The organism is Bdellovibrio bacteriovorus HD100, assembly GCF_000196175.1.
GTDB classification, from domain to species: Bacteria; Bdellovibrionota; Bdellovibrionia; order Bdellovibrionales; family Bdellovibrionaceae; genus Bdellovibrio; species Bdellovibrio bacteriovorus.
This window is the reverse complement of sequence record NC_005363.1, coordinates 3,374,462-3,395,736: the sequence shown is the minus strand read 5'-3', so window position 1 is coordinate 3,395,736 and position 21,275 is coordinate 3,374,462. Positions and strand designations below refer to the sequence as shown.

The following is a 21,275-nucleotide window of genomic DNA, read 5'->3' as shown; positions in this document are numbered from 1 at the left end:
AACATGGAACTTGCAGCAAAAGTCATTCAGGAACTGGTGCACACCGGGGTCAGAGAATTTATTCTTTGTGCCGGGGCCCGCAACAGCCCGATGGTTCACATTCTGGATGAGTGCAAGAATCTGAAAGTGTATTCTTTCTTTGAAGAGCGCGCCGCAGGCTTTTTTGCCCTGGGTCGTATTGCCAGCACCCGTCGCCCGGTGGCGGTGATCACCACGTCTGGCACTGCCGTGGCGGAACTTTTGCCAGCCGCCGTTGAAGGCACGTATTCCTCTTTGCCTCTGATCATGGTGACGGCGGATCGTCCGAAGCACTATCGTGGTTCCGGGGCTCCGCAGACGATTGAACAGGTTGGTATTTTCTCTTACTACAACGAAGTGGCTTTGGATCTGGACAGCGAAAACTCGCACCTGTCATTCAAGTCCCTGTCCTGGAAAAAACCCATTCACGTCAACGTCAGCTTTGAAGAACCGCTGATCGACGGTCCGGTTCCGCAAATTCATATTCCAAGCGTTTCCGAGCGCACGAAGCTGCCAGTGCAAATTCCACTGGGCACGCTGAAAGAAATGGAAACCTTCGTCAACACCCACAAACCTTTGGTGATGGTGGGGATTCTGCCGGAAAAAGCTTACGGCACTGTTTTGGATTTCCTGAAGCAGTACAAAGCGCCGGTTTATTGTGAAGGTATTTCCAGTCTGCGTGGACATCCTGATTTGAAGGATGTTGAAATCAGATCCGGCGAAAAGATGATTCATCGTGTTTTGGAGATGGGCGTTTGTGATTCCATCTTGCGCATCGGTGGTATTCCGACGGCACGAGTGTGGCGTGATCTGGAAGACAAATACAAAGAGCTTCCGGTTTTCTCTGTCAGCTTCAATCACTTCACAGGTCTGAGCCGTCCGGTTCAGCACTGCAATTCTTTGGATTTGCTCAGCCAGGTGGAGTTCTCGTACCCACATCACGAAAACGTGAAGGTGAACATCGAGGACGCGGCCCGTGCGACGCAGATTCGCCAGCTGCTGGATAAATACCCTGATTCTGAGCAGGGCATGATCTATGCGATTTCAAAACGCATGAAGGGCTCGTCGGTTTATCTTGGAAACTCGCTGCCGATCCGTGAATGGGATTCCAGCTCTTCGCATGACTTCCCTCCGGCGCGTGTGGCGGCCAATCGTGGCGCCAACGGTATCGACGGACAAATCTCCACATTCCTGGGTTGGGCGCACCCCGAGCTGGAAAACTGGTGTCTTGTTGGAGATTTAACAGCACTGTATGATTTATCGTCACTTTGGGTAACTTCCCAACTGGATGCGAAAAAATTCCGCGTTGTTGTGATTAACAACGGTGGAGGGCAGATTTTCCACCGCATGTTTAAGAAAGAGATTTTCATAAACAAACACCAGATTTCTTTCGAATCGTGGGCAAAGATGTGGAACTGGTCCTACGACAAATGGCATACTATTCCAGAAGACAACAAAGAGTTGAACCTGGCGGACCATCAGATCATTGAGCTGAGTCCTAACTGGGAACACACTCAGGAATTCTGGAAGGAGTACGACTTATTGTGGAAAGAGTGAATCTCTTTTTCCTTCATGGCTTCCTCGGAAGACCGACGGACTGGGCGCTTGTAAAGGCGCACCTTCCGCAAACTGAAGGACTGCGCATCTTTACACCAGACTATTTCAAAGAGCTTTCCTTGGGGCCGACACATTCGTTCGAGACCTGGGCGGAAAACTTTGTCAGATGGGTTGAAATTCACGGTGGTGGCAGTGCCGCCCGCAATGTTTTGGTCGGATATTCTTTGGGTGGTCGTCTGGCGCTGCATGCGCTCGAAAAAAAGCCCGCTCTGTTTTACAAAGTCATGTTGGTGTCCACCAATCCCGGCTTCAACGACATGCACGATTCCTTTGATCCTATTTCTGAAGAACGGCGTCAGCGCTGGATGAATGACTCCTATTGGGCTGAGGAATTTTTAAAGGCTCCGTGGGACATGGTTTTGCGCAACTGGAACGCCCAGCCGGTGTTTGGCGGGGCCGAGGCTGAACCATCGCGGTCCGAAAAAGAATACTCGCGCGAAACGTTGAGCCTGGCGCTGACACAGTGGTCTTTGGCGCAGCAGAAAAACATGCGTGGTCTGCTGGAAAAACAAACCCAGAAGCTGATCTGGATGGTCGGGGAGCGTGATGAAAAGTTCCTGGAGATGTCCCGTCGTCTGACGGAAGAGGTTCCGGGGTTCCACTTTGAAACAGTGCCCTCTTCCAGTCACCGGGTTTTGTTCGACAGCCCGAAAGAACTGGGCGAAAGAATTCGTCAGCTTTTACAGAAGCTTCTTTGAATTATCATCAATCCACTGGCGATATTTAATCACATTCATGTAGATGGATTTGTCTTTGCAAAGGTCTTTGTTGTCGATGTACTGGCTTTTCTGGCTGGCTTTGACTTCGCCAGGCACCGTCCAGGAAATCGCCGATGCCACACCCACGACGTAATCTTTGCCTGAATAGCGCATCAGGGCCGGACCACCGGAATCCCCATTGCAAATGCCTTTGCCGTCTTCCTGATTGATATAAAACTGAGTTTCGTCGCTGCTGAAATGACTGATGGTCAGATCCACGTGGCGCAGTTTGCCGGAACCTTGTGTGTCATCCGCCGAAGTTTTTTTGCCCGAGATGCGCCCGTAACCAGCCGCCGTGAAGATCAGGTCTTTGCTGATTGGGAATTTGGAATCCGGCAGGGTCAATGGACGATAGAATGCCGGCGCATCCTCTTTCATCGAGATCAAAGCGATGTCATTGCGCTCTGTAGAGTTTAACTTTTTGTATTTGTCGTGAGTGGCCACCTTGTGGGCCTTTTTCATGACGTATTGACCGGCCAGCGGGTTCAGGCCGAAAGCCAAAGTCAGACCCTCGGCGCCTTTACCTACACAGTGAGCGGCTGTCAGAATCAGGCGCTTTGAAATCAAGGCACCCGTGCAGTAGGTTTTTGTCGGGTTGTCATAGATCAGCACCACATATTGGGAAATGATATTGTCCTTGGCCGTCACCGTGCCGCCGACAATGGCTGTATCGTCCGGAACCGGGGAGTAGGAGGCTTCATAGCCTCCGCAGGCGGACAGAATCAAAACGATCAAAGAGCTTACGTACAACTTCGTTTTCATAATTCTTCGGACTATTTTGTCATCAATTGGTTGGGGTCAACCAGAGAACTGGAAAGTCTGGTCACCATGCGGTTGATCCAGGATTTGTAGTAAAGAGTGCTGGTGAAAGCCGAGTACTGAGAACAGTCGTTGGCGTCATCTTTCACTCCACGGCTGGTGATGCCCATCAGGTACAGTTTGCCGTTTTGTTCAAGGTACGCAGGCCCTCCGGAATCACCGTGGCAAGCCCCGGTGCCTTGAGTCTGGTCCACCAGGAATTCAGAGGTGCTGTAGTTGGTATTTTCAATTTTGACTTTGGTGGTGCGCAAAGTGCCGATGCCATCGCCGGTTTTGCCATCAGCGATGCCATAACCTGCCAGAACGATCTCCGCGCCCTTTTTGATGTTGCGTCTGCTGGTCAGGAACGTGGCTGGTTTGTAGCCCTTCGGAGCTTCACCCGAGAATTTGATAAGAGCAATATCACCCGTGTCGAACTCTTCACCGCGGCGGTTTTCCCAGTATTGGGACACTTCAATTTTTTCGACTTTGCGGTGTTCGCTGGCGGACGTGATTGTCGTGCCGAAGAAGACGTACATGTCTTCCTGGAAAAGGCCGATGCAGTGAGCGGCTGTCAGAACGATGTTGTTGGGAAGAAGAGAGCCTGTGCAGATTTGACCCTCGAAGGCGTCATAAACTGCCACGATGCTTTGGCTGATGGAGTCTTCGGATTTAACTTCCGTTCCCCCGATGATTCCGTCTCCAGATGTCAGAATGCTGGAGTCGTTTTTCTGTGGCGCGCAGGCTGAAAGTGCCAGACTTGCCATGATCCCCGAAATTAGCAACTTATTCAGTTTCACTAAAATCCCCCCGGATTTCGTCCCACAAAGTTTGTGGTTCGTGGGACTGAATAAACCCTTTTTGGCACCACGTGACAAGATGATAATGCTTATATCAGCCATAAGGGGAAAAACCCCCTATGGCTTTGAAAGTCTTACAGATCTCTGAAACTGTCTGTGGCTTCAATAAGAGCTGAGCGGGTTCCAGGCTCGGCAGCGGCGTGGCCTGAATCCGGGATGATTGTAAATTTTGCCTCGGGCCAGGCCTTGTGCAGTTCCCAGGCGGACTTCGCCGGGCAAACCACGTCATAGCGGCCCTGAACAATGGCCCCCGGGATGTGGCGGATTTTATCCACGTTTTCCAGCAGCCAGTTGTTGGTTTTAAAGAAGGCGTTGTTAGTGAAGTAATGGCACTCGATGCGCGCAAAGCTCAACGCGTATTCAGGATCATCGAATTCATCCACGGCTTTCGGGTCCACGATCAGACGGGAGGTCGCGGCTTCCCACTTGCTCCACGCTTTGGCGGCTTCCAGGCGGACGTCGGCGTTTTCGTGAGTCAGGCGTTTGTAGTACGCAGCCACCAGGTCATGGCGTTCATTTTCAGGAATTGGCTTCAGGTATTCGTCCCACACATCCGGGAAGATGTGGGAAGCGCCCTCTTGATAGAACCACTGAATTTCAGACGGACGGCACAGGAAGATCCCGCGCAGAACCAAAGCTTTCACGCGCTCTGGATGAGTGATCGCGTACGCCAGCGCCAGGGTCGAACCCCAACTGCCGCCGAAGACAACCCATTTGTCGATCTTCAGCATTTCACGAATGGTTTCGGTGTCTTTCACCAGATCCCACGTGGAGTTTTCACGCAGTTCTGCACATGGCAGAGACTGACCGCTGCCGCGCTGGTCGAAAAGAATTATGCGATAAGCTTTTGGATCAAAGAAACGACGATGATCCGGATGAACACCTCCACCCGGGCCGCCGTGCAGGAACACCACAGGTTTGCCTTGTGGATTGCCGCACTCTTCCCAGTAAAGGGTGTGAATATCAGAAACTTTCAGCATGCCTTTATTGAAAGGCTCTAGAGCTGGATAAAATTCGCGCATAAGCACCTCGCTTGGAAAAGCAAAGCCTCGCGCAGTTCTGCCACGAAGTCAAAATGCGCCGCCCGACTGATGAAAAGCGCGCATCCGGCTGCGTTGTCGGGCGGCCTTCTCGCTTCGACGTGCTTGGAGCACGCCTGCGCTGCGAGGGCAGCCCTCCGCCTTGCGGCTGCACACTTTTGATCAGTCGACCTTCTAGCTTATTTGGTGAGTTTGTTTTTAAAGATGAGGGGGCAGAGGCCGGCTTTGCAGCACAGTCTGGCCAGTTCTTTTGTGTCGTAGGTTTTAGTCATCATTGCCGGCAGCAGATTCATCGCATCCACTGACAAAAGAGCACTTTGGTATTCGGTTCCGGAGACAAAATGGACGATACGCACTGAGCACCTCCCGCCTATTCAGGATAAGCGGGAAGTTTCACGGGAATCCATTAATTGAGAGCAATTATCAAACAATGAAAATCCACTGAGAATTAAGCTGGACCGCCCTACTCCGGTGGAGGCGGAGTGTGACAGTTTACTTGGCGATGCTGATACCGATGTCCCGCGGGTCGGCCACACCGTGCAGTTTGTCGCCCTCTTTTGAGACGGCCATCACATAACATGGCACCGGTTCGATTTTTACATCATAGCCCATGGCATTCAGTTGCTTTAAAACTTCCGGCTTCGGGCCTGGAGGATCGACGTACAGCACATCCGGCTGCCATTGTTGGTGATAACGAACCATCGTGACGGCGTCATACAGGGGCAGCTTGAACTCGACGTAATTCAAGATCGTCTGCGCCACACAGCTGATGATGCGGGTGCCGCCCGGAGCGCCCACGGCCATCACAGGTTTGTTGTTTTCAAGCAAAATGGTCGGCGACATGCTGCTCAGAGGGGTTTTCTTTGGAGCAATCGCATTGGGTTTTCCACCAATCGCGCCAAACAAGTTGGAAGCTCCCACTTGCGCCGAGAAGTCATCCATTTCGTTATTCAGAACGATCCCGGTGCCCGGAGCCACAACCGCAGCCCCCATCCAGCCGTTGATGGTCTGGGTGGTGGCAACCGCGTTACCTTTCGCATCGATCATCGAGATGTGAGTGGTGTCCGTGGATTCATAACCCGTGGCGCGACCGGCGGAAACTTCACCGGCTTTGCGGGCGCGGTTTTCCGGGACCTCAGAGCGGCGTTCCTGCAGATACTTTTCCGACAGCAGGCCGCTGACAGGAACGTCAGTGAACTCGGGATCACCCAGATAAGTCGCACGGTCCGCAAATGCGGATTGTAAAGCGGAGGCCGCCAGATGAATGGACTTGGTGGAAAGTGGTCCTGACTTTGCCAGATTGTCTTTTTCAAGGAAATCCAGGAACTGAATCACATGCACACCACCAGAGCTCGGGGGTGGCATCGAGATCACTTCGTATCCGTGAAACTTCCCTTCTACGGGCTTACGCCATTTTACCTGATAGTCGTTGAAATCTTTCTGGCTCAAAAGACCTTTGCGTTCTTTGGAATACTTCAGGATGGACTGGGCGACCGGACCTTTATAGAAGCCGTCTTTACCTTTGGCGGCGATCAGCTTCAGGGTCTTTGCCAGGTCCTTTTGAATCAGCATGGTGCCGAGTGCTGGAACCTTGCCGTCTTTGGTCAGGAAGATGGCTTTGGCGGATGGGTCTTTTGCCAGAACCTCCGCGCGGTTTTCCAGAGCGCGGTGGAATTCCGGATAGATTTCAAATCCGCTTTCGGCTAGCTCAATTGCTGGCTGCATGACCTGTTTCAGGGGCAGAGAGCCGAAGCGCTGATGTATCTCCAGCAGACCTGCAACCAGGCCCGGAACGGCCACAGCCAAAATGCCATCCTGGGAAAGTTTTGAATCGGCTTTGCCGTCTTTTCCGATGTACATGTTCTGATGCGCTTTCAGTGGCGCACGCTCGCGGAAGTCAATCGCGTAAGTGTCGCCGGTCTTGGCTTCATGAAACAACATAAAGCCGCCACCGCCAATGCCCGTGGATTGTGGGCGTTCAACTGAAACAGTGAAAGAGGCGGCAACGACCGCATCGATGATGTTTCCGCCCTCAGCAAACATTCTTTCGGCAGCTTTGCTTGAATAGCGCCCTTGAGTGGAAATAGCGTACTGACTGCCAAAGGCTTCTGCCGTGGAATGATCCGGACGTTCTTTGGCGGTGCGGATCACTGGCGAGGTTGAAGTTGACTGGCATCCCAGTGCCAGCAGAGAAATCGAGAGTGCAAGAAGTTTTGTTTTAGTCATTGTTTCTCCATCCGGTTTTAAAGGTCCATTCAATGAATTCTTTGTGTCTTTTTTCAGGGTCTGGTGGGTGATATTCTCCGTCCATCGGGGTGATCACCAGGCTTTCCACGGGATCCAGTCCCATCTCGGCTCTTCTTTTGTTGAGATTCTTTTCATCTTCAACATCGGTGATGCGCAGGATGCCGTTTTCGTCCCAGTCGGCGTTGGTGCCGTAAACCTGCTTTCGGCCTTCATAGAAGCGAATGCGGTCGATAAGAATGGCGACATAGCTTTTTGGGACTTTTCCGTTCTTCGCCAGATCCATCAGAACGGGTTCTTGCATCCGCATGAATTCCGGCCAGCTGATCGCATGCAATATGATTCTGAGTGCGGCAGTGCAGGCTTCTTCACCGACAAGATCAATAGTTGGAAAACCTTTTTCAACGATCAGGTCGTTCAGCTTGCGTGCGTTGCGCAGATGAACCTTTTCCATGTGGGCGTTATAGCCCTGAAACAATTCGCCCGTGGCGGCCAAAGCTTCGCGCACGGCTTCGTCTTCGCGTATCAGATGCAGGATTTCTTCTGCATAGCTCATCCGAAGAATTCCCCCATGATGCGGTTCTTTTCAATATCTGGAATGAAGCTCGCATCAAACGCGATCTGATTGCACTTGTGGAAGTCCTCTTTGCTGAAACCGTGCACGCGGTGAAGGACTTCGTAGTCATCACTCAATGTCGTGGCAAACACACCGGGGTCATCCGAGTTGATGGTGACCAGAACTCCGGCCTGCATCAGTTTGCGGATGGGGTGGTCCTCGTAGGTCGGGAAGGACTGGGTCAGATAGTTGCTGATCGGGCAGATCTCCAAAGGAATGCGGCGGTCTTTCACCAACTCCAGCACTGCCGGGTCGTTGATGATCTGAATGCCATGACCGATGCGCTCAGCACCCAAAATCTCAATGCTGTCATGAACCCACTTGGCTGAAACTGGGTTCGGAGTTTCGCCGGAATGCACAGTGATGCGCAGACCCGCTTTTTTGGCCTTTTGGAAAAGCGGTGCAAAGACCTTTGGATCAAAGCCTTCCTCGTTGTCCGCCAGATCCAGAGCCAAAAAGCTGTCTTTATGGTCAATGGCGAAATCCACAACTTTTTCCGCAACCTCAAAGGACTTGATTCTTTGAACGATGCAGATCAGACCGATCAGCATCGGGAATTGTTTGCGGGCCTGTTCGATGCCTTTTAGCAAAGAGCGGTGGATTTTTTCGAAAGTCAGGGATTTGTGGCCGTCGGCGATGAAGGTCGGCGCATAACGCAACTCAAGAAGACGGACTCCGTCATTGAAGGCGTCCTCACAAGCTTCATAGGCGACGCGGGTCAGGATTTCCTCGCTGGCCAGAACTTTCTGTGCATTCATGAATTTGTTGAGCACCGAACCCAGGTCTTTCATGGGACCCGTAATCAAAAACTGATCCTTTTGCCCCTGGGAGGTGGGGGCCAGCGGAATACCGACTTGCGGAGCCAGTTCCAGAATGGTGCTCCAACGCACTGAGCAGTCCAAATGCCGGTGCAGATCCACTTTCAGGATGTCGCGAATATTGTGAGAATAGAGCCTTTCCATTTGATGTTCCTCGCTCTGGGCAGTAAAACTATATCCTATGACAGAACCGATTCAGATCAAAACAAAACTCGCAGGCAATCCTTCCCAAGAACCTCAATTCAAAAGCTTTGTTAAAAGCAAAGACGGACGTCAGATTCCAGTGGCCGATCCTAACGCGACTCGCGCCCTTGTTTCTTTGATGGATATGAACGCCGTCCTTGGTGGCGCGGCTTCTCACTATGGCGGTCCTGCCGCTTTGGCGGAACTTATGTCCGCACTGCACGGTCACGTGTTTGATGTGGCGGCTCGTGAAAACAAGCAGTGGTATGACCTGTTCCACATCGTGAATGATGCCGGTCACTGCGAAAACGGTCTGTATGCTTTGAAAGCCAATTACAAAATGGCGGGTCTGACTTTGGACAGCCTTAAAAAATTCCGTTCGATCGAAAGCGGTCTGACCGGTCACGGCGAAGTTCACTGCTTCCCGGAAGGTGTCTTTATCTCCAACGGTCCTTTGGGTTCTGCGTTCCCGCAAACTCAAGGTGTGGCCATGGGCGAGGCGATCTCTGGCAAGAACCGCGTGACGGTGACCACGATCTCTGACGGTGCGTGCATGGAAGGTGAAGCGAAAGAGGCTTTCGCTGCGATCCCGGGCCTGGCTAAGACCGGCAAAATGGGTCCTTATGTTTTGATCATCAGCGATAACAACACGAAACTTTCCGGGCGTATCGATGCGGAATCTTTCTCCATGACTCCGACTTTCAATTCTTTGAAAGACCTGGGCTGGAATGTGATCAACCTGGCTGAAGGCAATGATCTGCAAAAGTGTTACGACACGATCGTCAGTGCCATCGAGCAGGCGAAAGCCAACCCGATTGCGCCTGTAATTATTCACGCTAAGACCGTAAAGGGTATCGGCACCAAGAAAACTGCGGAATCCGCAACGGGCGGTCACGGTTTCCCTCTGAAAAGCCCTTCGGAGCTGCCAGCCTTCCTGGGTGAGATTCTGGGTGGCGCGGCGTTGCCGGATGTTTTCAACACCTGGATTGCCGAACTGAACAAATGGGAAGCCGACATCAAAGCCAGTGGTGTCAAAGATTCCGGTGAAAAAATTCAAGTCGGTATTTCTTCCGCGATGGTGCGTGCACGCAAAGCCGGCTTCCCGGTTCTGAGTGTGACTTCGGATCTGCCAGGCTCCACAGGGGTGGCGGGCTTCCGTAAAGAATTCCCTCAAGATTCCTTCGACGTCGGTATCGCCGAATCCAACATGGTTTCTACGGCGGCAGGTTTGTCGAAACTGGGTTACATCCCAGTGGTGGACACCTTCGCTCAGTTCGGTGTGACCAAAGGGGCGTTGCCTTTGACCATGGGGGCGTTGTCCGAAGCGCCGGTGATTGCGGTGTTTTCTCACACGGGCTTCCAGGATGCGGCGGACGGGGCTTCCCACCAGGCGCTGAGCTATGTGGCGATGGTTTCTTCCATCCCGCATGTGGATGTGTATTCCCTGTCTTGCAGTGAAGAAGCCGACGCTTTGATGTACACGGTGATTGAAAACTTCGCCAAGGCCCGCAAGGAAGGCAAAGTTCCGAATTCAGCGGTGTTCTTCCTGGGGCGTGAAAACTTCCCTAAGACCTATGTGGCTGGTACTTCCTATGACTTGCGTAAAGCGCAGGTTCTGGCCGACACGACAGCGGGTAAAACGAAGTCTGTGGCGATTGCGACAACAGGCTCTTTGGTTCCTCAGGCCTTGCAAGCTGCGAAAGATCTTGAATCCAAAGGTGTGGGAGCGGTTGTTGTGAACTGTGCCTGTGTGAATCACGTGGACATCGCGACTTTCAAAACGGTTCTGGAAAAAACTCAAGGCCACTTGATCACGGTGGAAGACCATCAGTTGCTGGGGGGCTTCGGTCAGATTTTGACTCACGCCTTGATGAACGCCGATGTGACATTCAAGGTGAAAAGCCTGGGTGTGCATGGGGAGTTCGGTCAAAGTGCTTACACGGCGGCGGACCTTTATCGCAAACACAAGGTGGATGCGTCCGCGATCGTTGAGACCACAGGCACCTTCTTCCAAAAAAGCGGCGCCTGGTAACAGGAGGGCCCCCCGCAGTTTTTGGGCCGACACTGCGTTAGGCAATGTGAAATAAAATGAAACCCCACTGTCGAATGGCTGTGGGGTTTTTTTATTGGCAGGTCCAAGGTCCGTAAACAGATATTGCCACTAGTAGGTGTCAATCCCTTCGGTGAAAATGGATATATATCCAAACTTCTGAGGGGTTCATGAAACTTCTGACCAGCGTGATTGTGTTTGTGATTTTTGGACAGTCAGCAGTGGCGGCAACAATGCCGGCCTTCACGCGTTTTGGCGAAGGCTTCTCGGTTCAACCCAAGACCGAGAAAAAAGTCACGATGCCCAAAGTGATGTCCCAGGACACTTTGGGGCTTTGTTATTCTTTTGCTGCCGCCGCGATCATGACTGCGGAAAAATGCCGAATCGAAAAAAAGGATTGTAACAATCTGCCGGATTCAGAGGTGTTTTCCCCGCTGGACGTGGCACGCTTTGGAAATGATCCGGACGGAGAGAATACCTACGAGTCGTCTTACCGTGGTATTCGCGAGGGCGGTCCGGGGGCTTTCACTTTGGAAGTGGCGGCAACGTTTGTCGGCAACTCGGCTTCTCAGCAGTGCATGTCTCTGGATAAAGTTCTGACGAAAATTGGCGGAGCGCAGGTGGGGACCGAGGCTCAGGTGGCGGCGTTCAAGCGTTTGCGCAAAAAATACGATGAATACCGCAAGATTGATCAAAACTGCCAGACCTGTCTGTCTGATTTTTTTGCCACGGCCAAGGCCGAAGTGGACAAGGATTTTGCTGTCGACACAGATCCGGCTAGATTGCTAAAGGCATTCGGCGAAGAGACCTATGAAAAGTTCTTTGATCGACTGGTGACCCCGAAAGAATGTGCCCGGGCCAAGAATCGTGTTTATTTTGAAGGAATGGGCTCCACTGAGATAAGTCTGTTTCCCAAGAAGGGGCAGAAGGCGAACTATGCGAACTCTATTGCAGAGATTAAAAAGCAATTGTCTGCCGGGCATCCCATACTGCTTTCAAATATTTGTCTGAATGAAAAATACTCCGATGACTGTCCCGTTCCGGGCGTTGAGGGTGGAAACAAACATGCGGCGGTGATTTCGGGTTATCGCCGCATGTGTGACAAAGCCAACAAGTGCTATGATGCAGTTCATATTCATAACAGCTGGGGGCAGGCGTGGCAGGACACTTACAACGGTGGCTGGGTTGATGCTGAAACGCTGTTGAACTATACGGGATATCCCGAACAAATGCTGGCCTGGCTTTCAGACAAACCAAAGGACAAATAATGAAAATATTTGCGATGATTTCAGTTTGGATTTTGGTGGCTTCAGCAGCCTTTGCAGATCTGAAGATTTATGATGGCAAAGTGTATAAGCCGTTGAAGGTCCAAGAATACCAGAATCTGAAACTGTCAGTGGATTGTTTTAAGGGAAAGACTCCGACCTGTGAGGCTTGGAGTGCGGCTCAGAAGCAGGCCCCACGGGCGAATCTGCCCCAAGCCCTGGCGGGAAATCCTGCCGCCAGATATTGCCTGGATGCCGGCGGTGAAAACCGCATCGCGAAATCAGAAAAGGGTGGCGAGTTTGACTATTGCCTGTTTAAAGACGGCTCGATGATCGAAGCCTGGGGACTATATCTGAAGTTTAATCCCGTCAGCGAAAGAAAATAAAAAAGCCCCGGGAAATCCCAAGGGCCTTTAATGAACGCCGATTTACGCAGCGTTTATGCAAATGTAAGCAGGTACCTTTTTATTTAACGGAAACTTCGCACTGGAAGGTGCCGATTTCGGTTTGTTCGCCCAGACCCCACCAGTAAACTTTGGCAGTGTGGTCTACAACGTTGATCACCAGTTCGAATTCGTAAGAAGCTTCAACCCAGAAATCATAACGAACTTCAGTGTCAGAAGCGGCGCTGGATTCTCTTGCCAATGCCGGACCGTTTTTGTCCAGAGTGGAAACAGAGTAATCACCAACATTCAAAGACCAGTTCTTCGCGTCTTCGATCAGAAGAACAGTTGGGTTTTTTTGGATGTTGAAATCTTCAGAAACATCCGGGCTCTTGGAAAGTTTGGTAGCTTGGCAGTCAAAAACTCTCTGGCCGGCGAAAGACAGGCTGGAGAAAAGCATCGCAGTCACAAAAAAGATAGATTTCATGATTTTGTCCTTTGTTTAATGGCGTCTTGCTATCTCGTTTAGAGCGAAAAGTCTTTGATTTTATTGTTTGATTTCTGAAAGTGAAGAAATTGCCCAAGTCCAAGATGGAACCTGGCGGAGCGGACGAGGGTGGGGGTCTGGCTAAGTATCTGTTTTTAAATGGTTTTGGGGGCTTTAAAAAGCAAAACCCGCAGGCCTTGGAGCCCGCGGGTTTTGTATTGGAATCTTTTAAAAAAGCTCTTAAGCGGCTTTGGCTTCGTCGTGGTGAGAGAACTGCGCCATCTGACCCATCTGGTCCTGATTGAACGCAGACACGATATCCACAAGGATAACGACTTTGTTGTCGACTTTACCCATGCCACGAACGAAAGACATCGCATGTTCGTTGCCCAGAACCGGGGATGGCTCGATTTGGTTTTCCTGCAGGTCCACAACCTCTTTCACGGAATCCACAATCATGCCCACTTGGCCGATTTCAGTGTCGATGACAATGATACAGGTGTCGCGGGTCGTGTCCTGTGAAGACATGCCGAACTTAATACGCAGGTTGACCACCGGAATGATCTTACCGCGCAGATTCATCACACCCTTCACATAGTCAGGGGTGCGTGGTACCGGCGTGATTTCGCCGAACTGATTGATCTCGCGAACTGTTTCAATGGCCACACCATACTGCTCTGCCATCAATTGGAAAGTTAGGTACTGACCGGGTTTTGCTTTCATAGATACATCGCTCATTGTATACGCCTTTCAAAGTCGTGATTAAAATCTTAACAACAGACTCTTCGCGAAAAAACCAAGGTGACTTAAGAGAATTTCTCGCTGGCATGAAAAAATAATATTCTCAGATATTTAGCGCCTCATTGCGGGACAATGGTCGGGCCTTTCATTAATTCTTTACATCGGAGGGTGGATTGATTCTCATTCTGGACCAAGGGTCTAAATAGCTCAGATGTTCGATCACCGATATGTTCATGTGATTTTCTAATCTGTATGGAGCGCACATGAGCGGTGACAATTCTTTCTTTGAAGAACTACAAATGGATTTCCTGAATGAGTCCGCATTTATGCTGGAGCAGTACGAGGAATACATGATGAGGCTGGAAAACAGTGAAGACCCAGCCAAAGACCTTACGGATATTTTTCGGGTGGCCCACTCTGTTAAGGGGGGAGCTGCGGCTGTCGGTCTTGCAGACTTGTGTAAATTTGCCCATGTGATGGAAGACCTTTTGGATCTTCTGCGATCACGTCCCGAACTGGTGAATTCCACGGTGATATCTTTGTTGTTGCAATCTGGTGACGAATTGAAGAACCGCGTGGCGGCCCTTCAGCAGCAACAGGGTGGTCCTTGGGATCCATCCGCGTTGACCGCGGAACTGATTGCGATCACGGAGCAGCTTTCCGGGAAAGCCTCCAAGCATGCTCATGCTCCGGCGCCATCCGCAGATGAACCCAAAGTGGAAGCTCCGGATGACTTCTTTGCCCAGGCACCTGCGGCGGAAGCTTCTGCGGGAGCTGAAGACGACTTGATTAATCATGATCTGCTGGCTGAACTGCTGGCTCAAATGTCTCCTGAAGATCAGGCTGAATTCCATGCCAAAGAGGCAGCAGAGGCTGCACTTAAAACGGCCATTGCAGAAGCGGCCCCGGTGGCGGAAGCAGAGGCAGTAAAAACGGCTCCGGTTCTGAAGGTGGTGGAAACACCGGTTGAAGCTTCGGCACCAGCTGCAAAAGCAGCTCCAGCTGCGGCAGCCAAACCAGCAGCGGCGGCAGCCGCATCTGGAAGTGGTGGTGGCAATAACAAGAATGCCAAGAATGCGACCAGCGCCATCAAAGTTGACACCGGTCGTGTGGATTCGGTTCTGGATGCCGTGGGTGAGCTGGTTGTATTGAAAAATCAGCTGGTGCATGACGAAACAGTTCGCAGCGGTGTGAATCTGCGCCTGGAAGCCATTGTTGATCAGCTCGACAAGGCTGTTCGTGAATTGTATGAAAAAACTTTGAGCATCCGCATGACCCCGCTGAAATCCATGTTCATCAAGATTCAGCGTATTGTGCGTGACGTGTCTTTGACTTTGGATAAACCAGTGGACCTGCAACTGATCGGTGAAGAAACCGAGGTTGAAAGAACGGTGTTCGAGCTTCTGGGGGACCCTTTGGTTCACTTGGTTCGTAACTCGATGGACCACGGGGTGGAAAAGAAAGAACTTCGTCAAGAGCGCGGTAAACCCGCAACGGCCAAAGTCACCGTGTCGGCGAAACAATCCGGCGGTAACGTTATCATCGATATTTCAGATGACGGTGGTGGTATCAACCGTGACAAGGTTCTGGGTAAAGCCATTGAAAAAGGCTTTGTGCCTGCAGGTGTGGACCCGGCGTCCATCCCTGATGAACAGGTGTTCCAATACATCTTCTATCCGGGCTTCTCGACTGCGGATAAGATTTCGGATCTGTCCGGTCGTGGTGTGGGGCTGGATGTGGTGAAATCCAATCTGGATAAAATCAACGGTAAGATCAATATTTACTCCAAGGCCGGTCAGGGAACGACGTTCCGTCTGACAATTCCTCTGAGTACTGCAATCACTGACGGTATCATTGTGGCTTTGGATGGCGCTCGTTACATTTTGCCGATTCATTCGATCCGCGAGATCGTGCGTGTCCTTCCAAAGGACTACACGAACATCTCCGGCGCAGGGAAAGTGGCCAGCATCCGTGGTCACTTGTTGCCGGTGATTGATGTTTCTAAAACTCTGGGGTCTATCAATTGGAGTCTGAACAAAAAAGACCAGCAGTTGGCTCAACGCCGTGAAAACTCTTTGAGTGCCCGCCGTGAGGAAACCATGCTGGTGATCATTGAATCCATGACTGGTCAGATGGCTTTCCCGGTGGACGACGTCCTGGGGCAGGCGCAGGTGGTTGTAAAACCAATCACCACCGGTCAGGACATCCCGGAAGTGGCGGGTGCCGCGATCCTGGGTGATGGCCGTACGGTTTTGATTTTGGAGCCAGGTGCTTTGGTAAATAACGTTGCTAATGGAAGAGGAATGGCCGCATGACCGCTGTAAAGAAGAACGAGGCCACAGGCGCTCTATATGACTTTGAAGACATCAAACTTACGGACAAAATGTTCATGAAGTTTGCTGAGCGCATGTATGACCTGGCCGGGGTGGATCTGCCACTGACACCAAAGAATCATGCCCTGATCCGCAATAGAATTGTAAAACTGTTGCGTCGTCATTCCCTGAAGACCTATGAAGAATACTGGTCCAAGCTTGAATCCGGTGGCAACGAAATGGTGTCTGAATTTATTTCGGCCCTGACCACGAACATGACGTCTTTTTATCGTGAGTCGAATCACTTCGACTTCCTGAAGTCCGTTCTGCCGGAGTTGCACCGCAAGTTTGGCGCGGATCTGCGCATGTGGTGTGCGGCGGCCAGTACGGGTCAGGAGCCATACACGATCGCGATGACGGCGTGTGAAGCACAGCCTGAAATGCCATCAGCCAAACCTCGTTTGCTGGCGACGGATATTGACCTGCAGGTTCTGAAAAAGGCCTCTACCGGGACTTATGAGGAACGCGAGATGCAGGGGCTGCCGCCTGTGCAGCGTACGAAGTACTTTGAGAAAATCAAAGCTGACGGCGACGAGTACTGGAGAGCCAAGGATCAGATTCATAACATGATCCGTTTTGCACCATTCAATCTGATGAATCCCAAGTACGAGTTCCAGCACAAGTTCCATGTGATCTTCTGCCGTAACGTGCTGATTTATTTTGATGAGCCGACAACAAAACGTGTGATCGACAATCTGGTGTCCTGTTTGGCGCCGGGTGGCTATCTGGTTCTGGGGCACTCCGAATCAGGCAACGTGAAACATCCAGGTTTGAAGCCGATGTCTCGCGCAGTTTATCAAAAACTTTAATTAAAGAAGGCCCTAATGGCACAAAAGATTCGTGTCCTTATTGTTGATGACTCTGCGGTGATTAGAAAGCTGCTGGAGAAAATCTTTTCCTCCTGCGCCGACATTGAAGTGGTGGGCACCGCTTCAGATCCTTACATCGCCCGCGACAAGCTGGTGGCACTTAAGCCCGATGTAATGACTTTGGATGTGGAGATGCCGCGCATGGATGGCATCAGCTTCCTGGAAAAAGTCATGCAGCATTTCCCGACCCGCACGATCATTTTCTCAAGTTTGGCGAAGACCGGCTCTGAGACCTACCTGCGTGCTCTGGAAGCCGGTGCGATTGAAATCATGGAAAAGCCGTCCATCGACGTGTCCCAGTCCCTGGAAACACTGTCGGCGGCGATCATTGAGAAAGTAAAAGCCGTGGCGAAAGCCCGCATCAATCCGATCAAAGCAGTGGTGCCCAATCCGGGTGCTCCCGTGCAGAAGGTGGCCAGCACCTCTTTGGCAAGAACCACGCACCAGTTGCTGGCGGTGGCTTCTTCTACGGGTGGTACTGAAGCCCTGAAAGTCTTTCTGAGCGGCATGCCGGCGGATATTCCGGGAACTTTGGTGGTGCAGCATATGCCACCGGGTTTCACCAAGTCCTTTGCTGAAAATCTGGATAAGATGTTCCCGTTTGAGGTAAAAGAGGCGCAGGAAGGCGATCAGGTTGTGCCAGGGCGTGTGTTGATTGCCCCAGGCAACTATCACATGGAAATCACGCGCAGTGGTGCCTTCTATTACGTAAAGCTGCATCAGGGCCCGGCCCTGCACAGTGTTCGTCCCGCGGCGGATTATCTGATGAAGTCTGTGGCTAAATACGTGGGTAAGAATGCCATGGGTGTTGTTCTGACCGGTATGGGTAAGGACGGCGCTGAAGGGCTTTTAGAAATGAAAAATGCCGGTGCCTATACAGTGGCTCAGAATGAAGAAACCTGCGTGGTGTACGGCATGCCAGCCGCAGCGGTGGCGCTGGGGGCCGCAGACAAAGTTCTGCCGCTGGATCGCATCGCAGGGGATCTGCTGAAACAGCTGCAGACGCGTAACGCCGCTTAGTCCAGCAAATTTTAAAAAAGTGTTTTACCCAAGCCCGAAGGAAACTTCGGGCTTTTTTTATTGTCCTTCTTGCTTCATTCCGCCGTCCGGTTAGAATAAGTCCCTGAAATCCGTCAGGAGACATCAATGAATTTCCGCAAAAGTTTGATCCTGGGCCCCCTGCTGCTGGTGGCTTGTACGACAACGAATCAATTCAAGAAGGAGTCCCTCATGCACGATCCGTATTTGTGGCTGGAAGAAGTGGAAGGCGAAAAAGCCCTGGAGTTTGCCAAGGCGGAAAACAAACGCACACTAGAGCACTTTCAACAAAATCCACGCTTTAAAACCATCGAGCATGACTTAAGAAAGATCATGCTGGCGGAAGACCGCGTGCCGGCTGTGCATCTGAAGAATGGCGAGCTTTATAATTTCTGGCAGGACGGAAAGCACGTGCGCGGCTTGTGGAGAAAAACCACCCTGCAGAACTATATGACCTCACACCCGCACTGGGACGTGATCCTGGATATTGATGCTTTGGCCAAAAAAGAAAATGAAAACTGGGTGTGGAAGGGGGCAATGACTTTGCCACCGGCTCACGAAAAAGCTTTGGTCTATTTGTCCCGCGGGGGCAAGGACGCCACTGTGGTGCGTGAATTCAATATGAAAACCCGCCAGTTTGTGACGAACGGCTTTGTATTGCCTGAGGCAAAAAGCAATGTTCAATGGAAGGACGATAACACCGTTTATGTGGGAACGGATTTCGGTCCGGGCAGTATGACGGACTCAGGTTACCCGCGTATCACCAAAATCTGGAAGCGGGGCACACCAGTCAGCGAGGCCAAGCTGGTGATGGAAGGCGAACCTACAGACATGTCCGTGTACAGCTATGTGCAGTTGGACGGCGACAACAAACATGTCTTCCATTCCATCCGCACTGGCTTCTATTCCAGCGAAAACTGGTACGAAGATGACAAGGGTGTGAAGACGCGTCTGCCGATGCCGACGGATTCCGAGTTCTGGGGTGTTTTCAAAAACAAACTGTTCTTTGAGCTGAAGTCTGATCTGGGAAATCTTAAAACGGGCAGCATCGTGTTCATGCCATTCGATAAAATCTTCGAAGGCGAAAAGGCTCAAGCGTCCCTGAAGGCGATCTTTGTCCCGACCGACAAAAGATTCATTCAAGGCATGAATCCAACCAAAAACCACATCATGCTGCATGTAACAGACAACGTGCTTTCCAAAATCGAAAAAGTGACCTTCACCAATGAGGACACCTTCAAAACCGAATCCGTGCCATTGGGTGAAAACGGCATGGCCTATGTCACCTCCACGGAAGAGGAAAGTGATCTGTATCTGGCTCAGTACATGGATTTCTTCACTCCGGTATCGACCTACCTGGGTGATGCGAGTGATAGCAAAAACATGCTCAAGCTTTTGAAGAAATCTCCGGATCGTTTCAACAACCAGGGCATGAAGACCCAGCGTTTTGAGGCCATCAGCAAAGATGGAACGAAGATCCCGTACTTTGTGACTTCCAAGGCGGACATCAAGATGGATGGCAAAAATCCGACGCTGCTTTACGGGTATGGCGGATTCCAGTCGCCGATGCAGCCCAGTTATCTGGGCACGGTCGGTAAAGTGTGGCTGGAACAGGGTGGGGTCTATGTGATTTCCAACCTGCGCGGCGGGGGTGAGTTTGGTCCGGCATGGCATCAATCCGTGCTGAAAGAAAACCGCTACAAGGTTTACGAAGACAACATCGCGATTTCAGAAGACCTGATCAAACGCGGTTTCACGTCGCCACAGCATCTGGGTATTTCGGGCCGATCCAACGGGGGTCTGCTGACGGGGGCGACCTTCACGCAGCGTCCGGATCTGTACAATGCGGTGATTGTGGGTGTGCCTTTGCTGGACATGCTTCGCTATCACAAGCTGCTGGCAGGCGCCAGCTGGATGGCCGAATACGGCGATCCGGATGATCCAAAGATGCGTGAAGCCATTCTGAAATACTCGCCGTATCAGCGCCTGAGCAAAGAGGCAAAGTACCCGGAAGTGTTTATCATGACCAGCACCAAGGACGACCGCGTTCACCCGGGCCACGCACGCAAGATGGTGGCACGTATGAAAGAACAGGGGCATCCGGTTTACTATTATGAAAACATGGAAGGCGGCCACGCAGGCAGCGCGAACATCGAACAAGCGATCCTGTGGAACGCTCTCGAGTACACCTATCTTTGGGAAAAGCTGAAGTAGTTTGTCAGCCGGTCAGGGCCTTGTTGGCTTTCTTCAGCCGCAGTGACAGGGTCTTGACCAGAGCTTTTGCCCACGAGGGGCGCGCAAAGATGACATTGTCCAACGAGCCATTCGGAATCGCGATCAGTTCCACTTCCGTGATGGCTTCCACCGTGGCCGATCGGGGTTCGTGATTGAAGTGCCCCATCTCGCCCACGAATTCGCCGGGCAGAATTTCTCCGAACATGATCTTTTCTCCGTCCGGGCCCTCGGAATAGGCGCGCAGACTGCCTTTTTTCACGATGTAGGCGACCTCGGTCATGTCGCCCTCTTTAAACAGCACGTCGCCCGGTTGCAGTTGTTTGAGCTCGTACTGGGCTTGGTTGCTGTCGACTTTCGGGGAAATGATTTTTGAAACACAGTCGACCAGGGCTTTTTCGCGGTCGGGTTCAGTCAGAAACTGAATGCGCCCGGAAGCGACTTCGTGTTTGAAGATGTCGTGGTCGGCGACATAGGACATGATGATGATCGCAATGTCGTCGTTGTTTTTTTCTTTCAGAATTTTGGCGACGATGTCAAAGCCTGAGCCCTTGGGCAGATACTCATCCACCAGCACCGCTTTGGGATGAACGTTGTCCAGCTTGTACTTGGCTTCAAACCACTCAGAGCCATGAAACACAGAGCAGTTTTCAAAGTTTCGATTGAGGGTGTCAGTGCATTTATGGATCCGGGTTTTATCCCCGCTGATAATCAGGAAAGTGTTCTTCTTTTGGTCGTTCCGTCCCATATCAAAAACCTTCCGTTGTTTTACGTGGATTTTTAAGACAATCCACGCTGGGTGACATTGTCTTATTATCAGGCTTTTGAATGGTGGCTTCAATAGACCGGTCTCAATTCAATCGTGGATGTCTTGAACTGAGACCCT

The 21,275-nt window shown here is 51.4% G+C and carries 19 protein-coding genes; 9 read left to right on the top strand and 10 right to left on the bottom strand.

From position 1 onward, the window contains the following. The first annotated feature begins 3 nt into the window (after positions 1–3). The gene (gene menD, locus BD_RS15930) at positions 4–1,575 is read left to right on the top strand and encodes a 2-succinyl-5-enolpyruvyl-6-hydroxy-3-cyclohexene-1-carboxylic-acid synthase (RefSeq protein WP_226988069.1); all 1,572 of its coding nucleotides are present in this window, start codon (positions 4–6) and stop codon (positions 1,573–1,575) included. Beyond that, positions 1,563–2,333, top strand: coding sequence for an alpha/beta fold hydrolase (locus BD_RS15925; protein WP_226988068.1), 771 nt, complete (start codon positions 1,563–1,565; stop codon positions 2,331–2,333). The genes menD and BD_RS15925 overlap by 13 nt, the downstream gene beginning before the upstream one ends. Here the strand turns inward: BD_RS15925 and BD_RS15920 are convergent. From BD_RS15920 to add, 7 genes are all read right to left on the bottom strand, one after another. Next, positions 2,316–3,155, bottom strand: coding sequence for a S1 family peptidase (locus BD_RS15920; RefSeq protein ID WP_011165812.1), 840 nt, complete (start codon positions 3,153–3,155; stop codon positions 2,316–2,318). The genes BD_RS15925 and BD_RS15920 overlap by 18 nt on opposite strands. 11 nt (positions 3,156–3,166) lie before the next feature. Continuing rightward, entirely contained in the window at positions 3,167–3,991 is an 825-nt protein-coding gene (locus tag BD_RS15915) for a S1 family peptidase (protein WP_226988067.1), read from the bottom strand. 134 nt (positions 3,992–4,125) lie between these two features. Beyond that, positions 4,126–5,073 (bottom strand): prolyl aminopeptidase, encoded by a 948-nt coding sequence (gene pip / locus BD_RS15910; RefSeq protein WP_011165810.1) that lies wholly within the window; start codon positions 5,071–5,073, stop codon positions 4,126–4,128. 197 nt (positions 5,074–5,270) lie between these two features. Next, positions 5,271–5,447, bottom strand: coding sequence for a hypothetical protein (locus BD_RS18210; protein ID WP_011165809.1), 177 nt, complete (start codon positions 5,445–5,447; stop codon positions 5,271–5,273). Between the two features lie 136 nt (positions 5,448–5,583). Further along, entirely contained in the window at positions 5,584–7,317 is a 1,734-nt protein-coding gene (gene ggt, locus BD_RS15905; protein WP_011165808.1) for a gamma-glutamyltransferase, read from the bottom strand. Further along, entirely contained in the window at positions 7,310–7,891 is a 582-nt protein-coding gene (locus BD_RS15900; RefSeq protein ID WP_011165807.1) for a DUF6624 domain-containing protein, read from the bottom strand. Before BD_RS15900 ends, ggt begins: the two co-directional genes overlap by 8 nt. Continuing rightward, positions 7,888–8,913, bottom strand: a complete 1,026-nt coding sequence (add, locus tag BD_RS15895; protein ID WP_011165806.1) for an adenosine deaminase — start codon at positions 8,911–8,913, stop codon at positions 7,888–7,890. Before add ends, BD_RS15900 begins: the two co-directional genes overlap by 4 nt. 37 nt (positions 8,914–8,950) lie before the next feature. Between add and BD_RS15890 the strand changes: the two genes are divergently transcribed. The 3 genes from BD_RS15890 (at position 8,951) to BD_RS15880 (ending at position 12,653) form a co-directional block, all read left to right on the top strand. Further along, on the top strand, positions 8,951–10,984 hold the full coding sequence (locus tag BD_RS15890; RefSeq protein WP_011165805.1) for a transketolase C-terminal domain-containing protein: 2,034 nt from the start codon (positions 8,951–8,953) through the stop codon (positions 10,982–10,984). 188 nt (positions 10,985–11,172) lie between these two features. Continuing rightward, entirely contained in the window at positions 11,173–12,270 is a 1,098-nt protein-coding gene (locus BD_RS15885; protein WP_011165804.1) for a hypothetical protein, read from the top strand. Next, the gene (locus tag BD_RS15880; protein WP_011165803.1) at positions 12,270–12,653 is read left to right on the top strand and encodes a DUF333 domain-containing protein; all 384 of its coding nucleotides are present in this window, start codon (positions 12,270–12,272) and stop codon (positions 12,651–12,653) included. The genes BD_RS15885 and BD_RS15880 overlap by 1 nt, the downstream gene beginning before the upstream one ends. A gap of 79 nt (positions 12,654–12,732) precedes the next feature. Here BD_RS15880 and BD_RS15875 read toward each other — a convergent pair whose 3' ends face one another. After that, positions 12,733–13,137 carry a hypothetical protein gene (locus tag BD_RS15875; RefSeq protein WP_011165802.1) on the bottom strand — a complete coding sequence of 135 codons (405 nt, stop codon included), beginning with the start codon at positions 13,135–13,137 and terminating at the stop codon, positions 12,733–12,735. A 240-nt stretch (positions 13,138–13,377) separates the two neighbouring features. Then, entirely contained in the window at positions 13,378–13,875 is a 498-nt protein-coding gene (locus BD_RS15870) for a chemotaxis protein CheW (RefSeq protein ID WP_011165801.1), read from the bottom strand. Between the two features lie 266 nt (positions 13,876–14,141). On the opposite strand from BD_RS15870, the gene BD_RS15865 reads away from it, so the two are divergent. From BD_RS15865 to BD_RS15850, 4 genes are all read left to right on the top strand, one after another. Beyond that, the gene (locus BD_RS15865) at positions 14,142–16,193 is read left to right on the top strand and encodes a chemotaxis protein CheA (protein ID WP_041583634.1); all 2,052 of its coding nucleotides are present in this window, start codon (positions 14,142–14,144) and stop codon (positions 16,191–16,193) included. Continuing rightward, the gene (locus BD_RS15860; protein WP_011165798.1) at positions 16,190–17,059 is read left to right on the top strand and encodes a CheR family methyltransferase; all 870 of its coding nucleotides are present in this window, start codon (positions 16,190–16,192) and stop codon (positions 17,057–17,059) included. The genes BD_RS15865 and BD_RS15860 overlap by 4 nt, the downstream gene beginning before the upstream one ends. 15 nt (positions 17,060–17,074) lie before the next feature. Further along, a complete protein-coding gene (locus BD_RS15855; RefSeq protein ID WP_011165797.1) occupies positions 17,075–18,139 on the top strand; it encodes a protein-glutamate methylesterase/protein-glutamine glutaminase in 1,065 nt (354 codons plus the stop codon). A gap of 126 nt (positions 18,140–18,265) precedes the next feature. Beyond that, a complete protein-coding gene (locus tag BD_RS15850) occupies positions 18,266–20,371 on the top strand; it encodes a prolyl oligopeptidase family serine peptidase (RefSeq protein ID WP_011165796.1) in 2,106 nt (701 codons plus the stop codon). A 4-nt stretch (positions 20,372–20,375) separates the two neighbouring features. On the opposite strand, the gene BD_RS15845 is transcribed toward BD_RS15850, so the two are convergent. Next, on the bottom strand, positions 20,376–21,137 hold the full coding sequence (locus BD_RS15845) for a cyclic nucleotide-binding domain-containing protein (protein WP_011165795.1): 762 nt from the start codon (positions 21,135–21,137) through the stop codon (positions 20,376–20,378). Positions 21,138–21,275 lie beyond the last annotated feature (138 nt).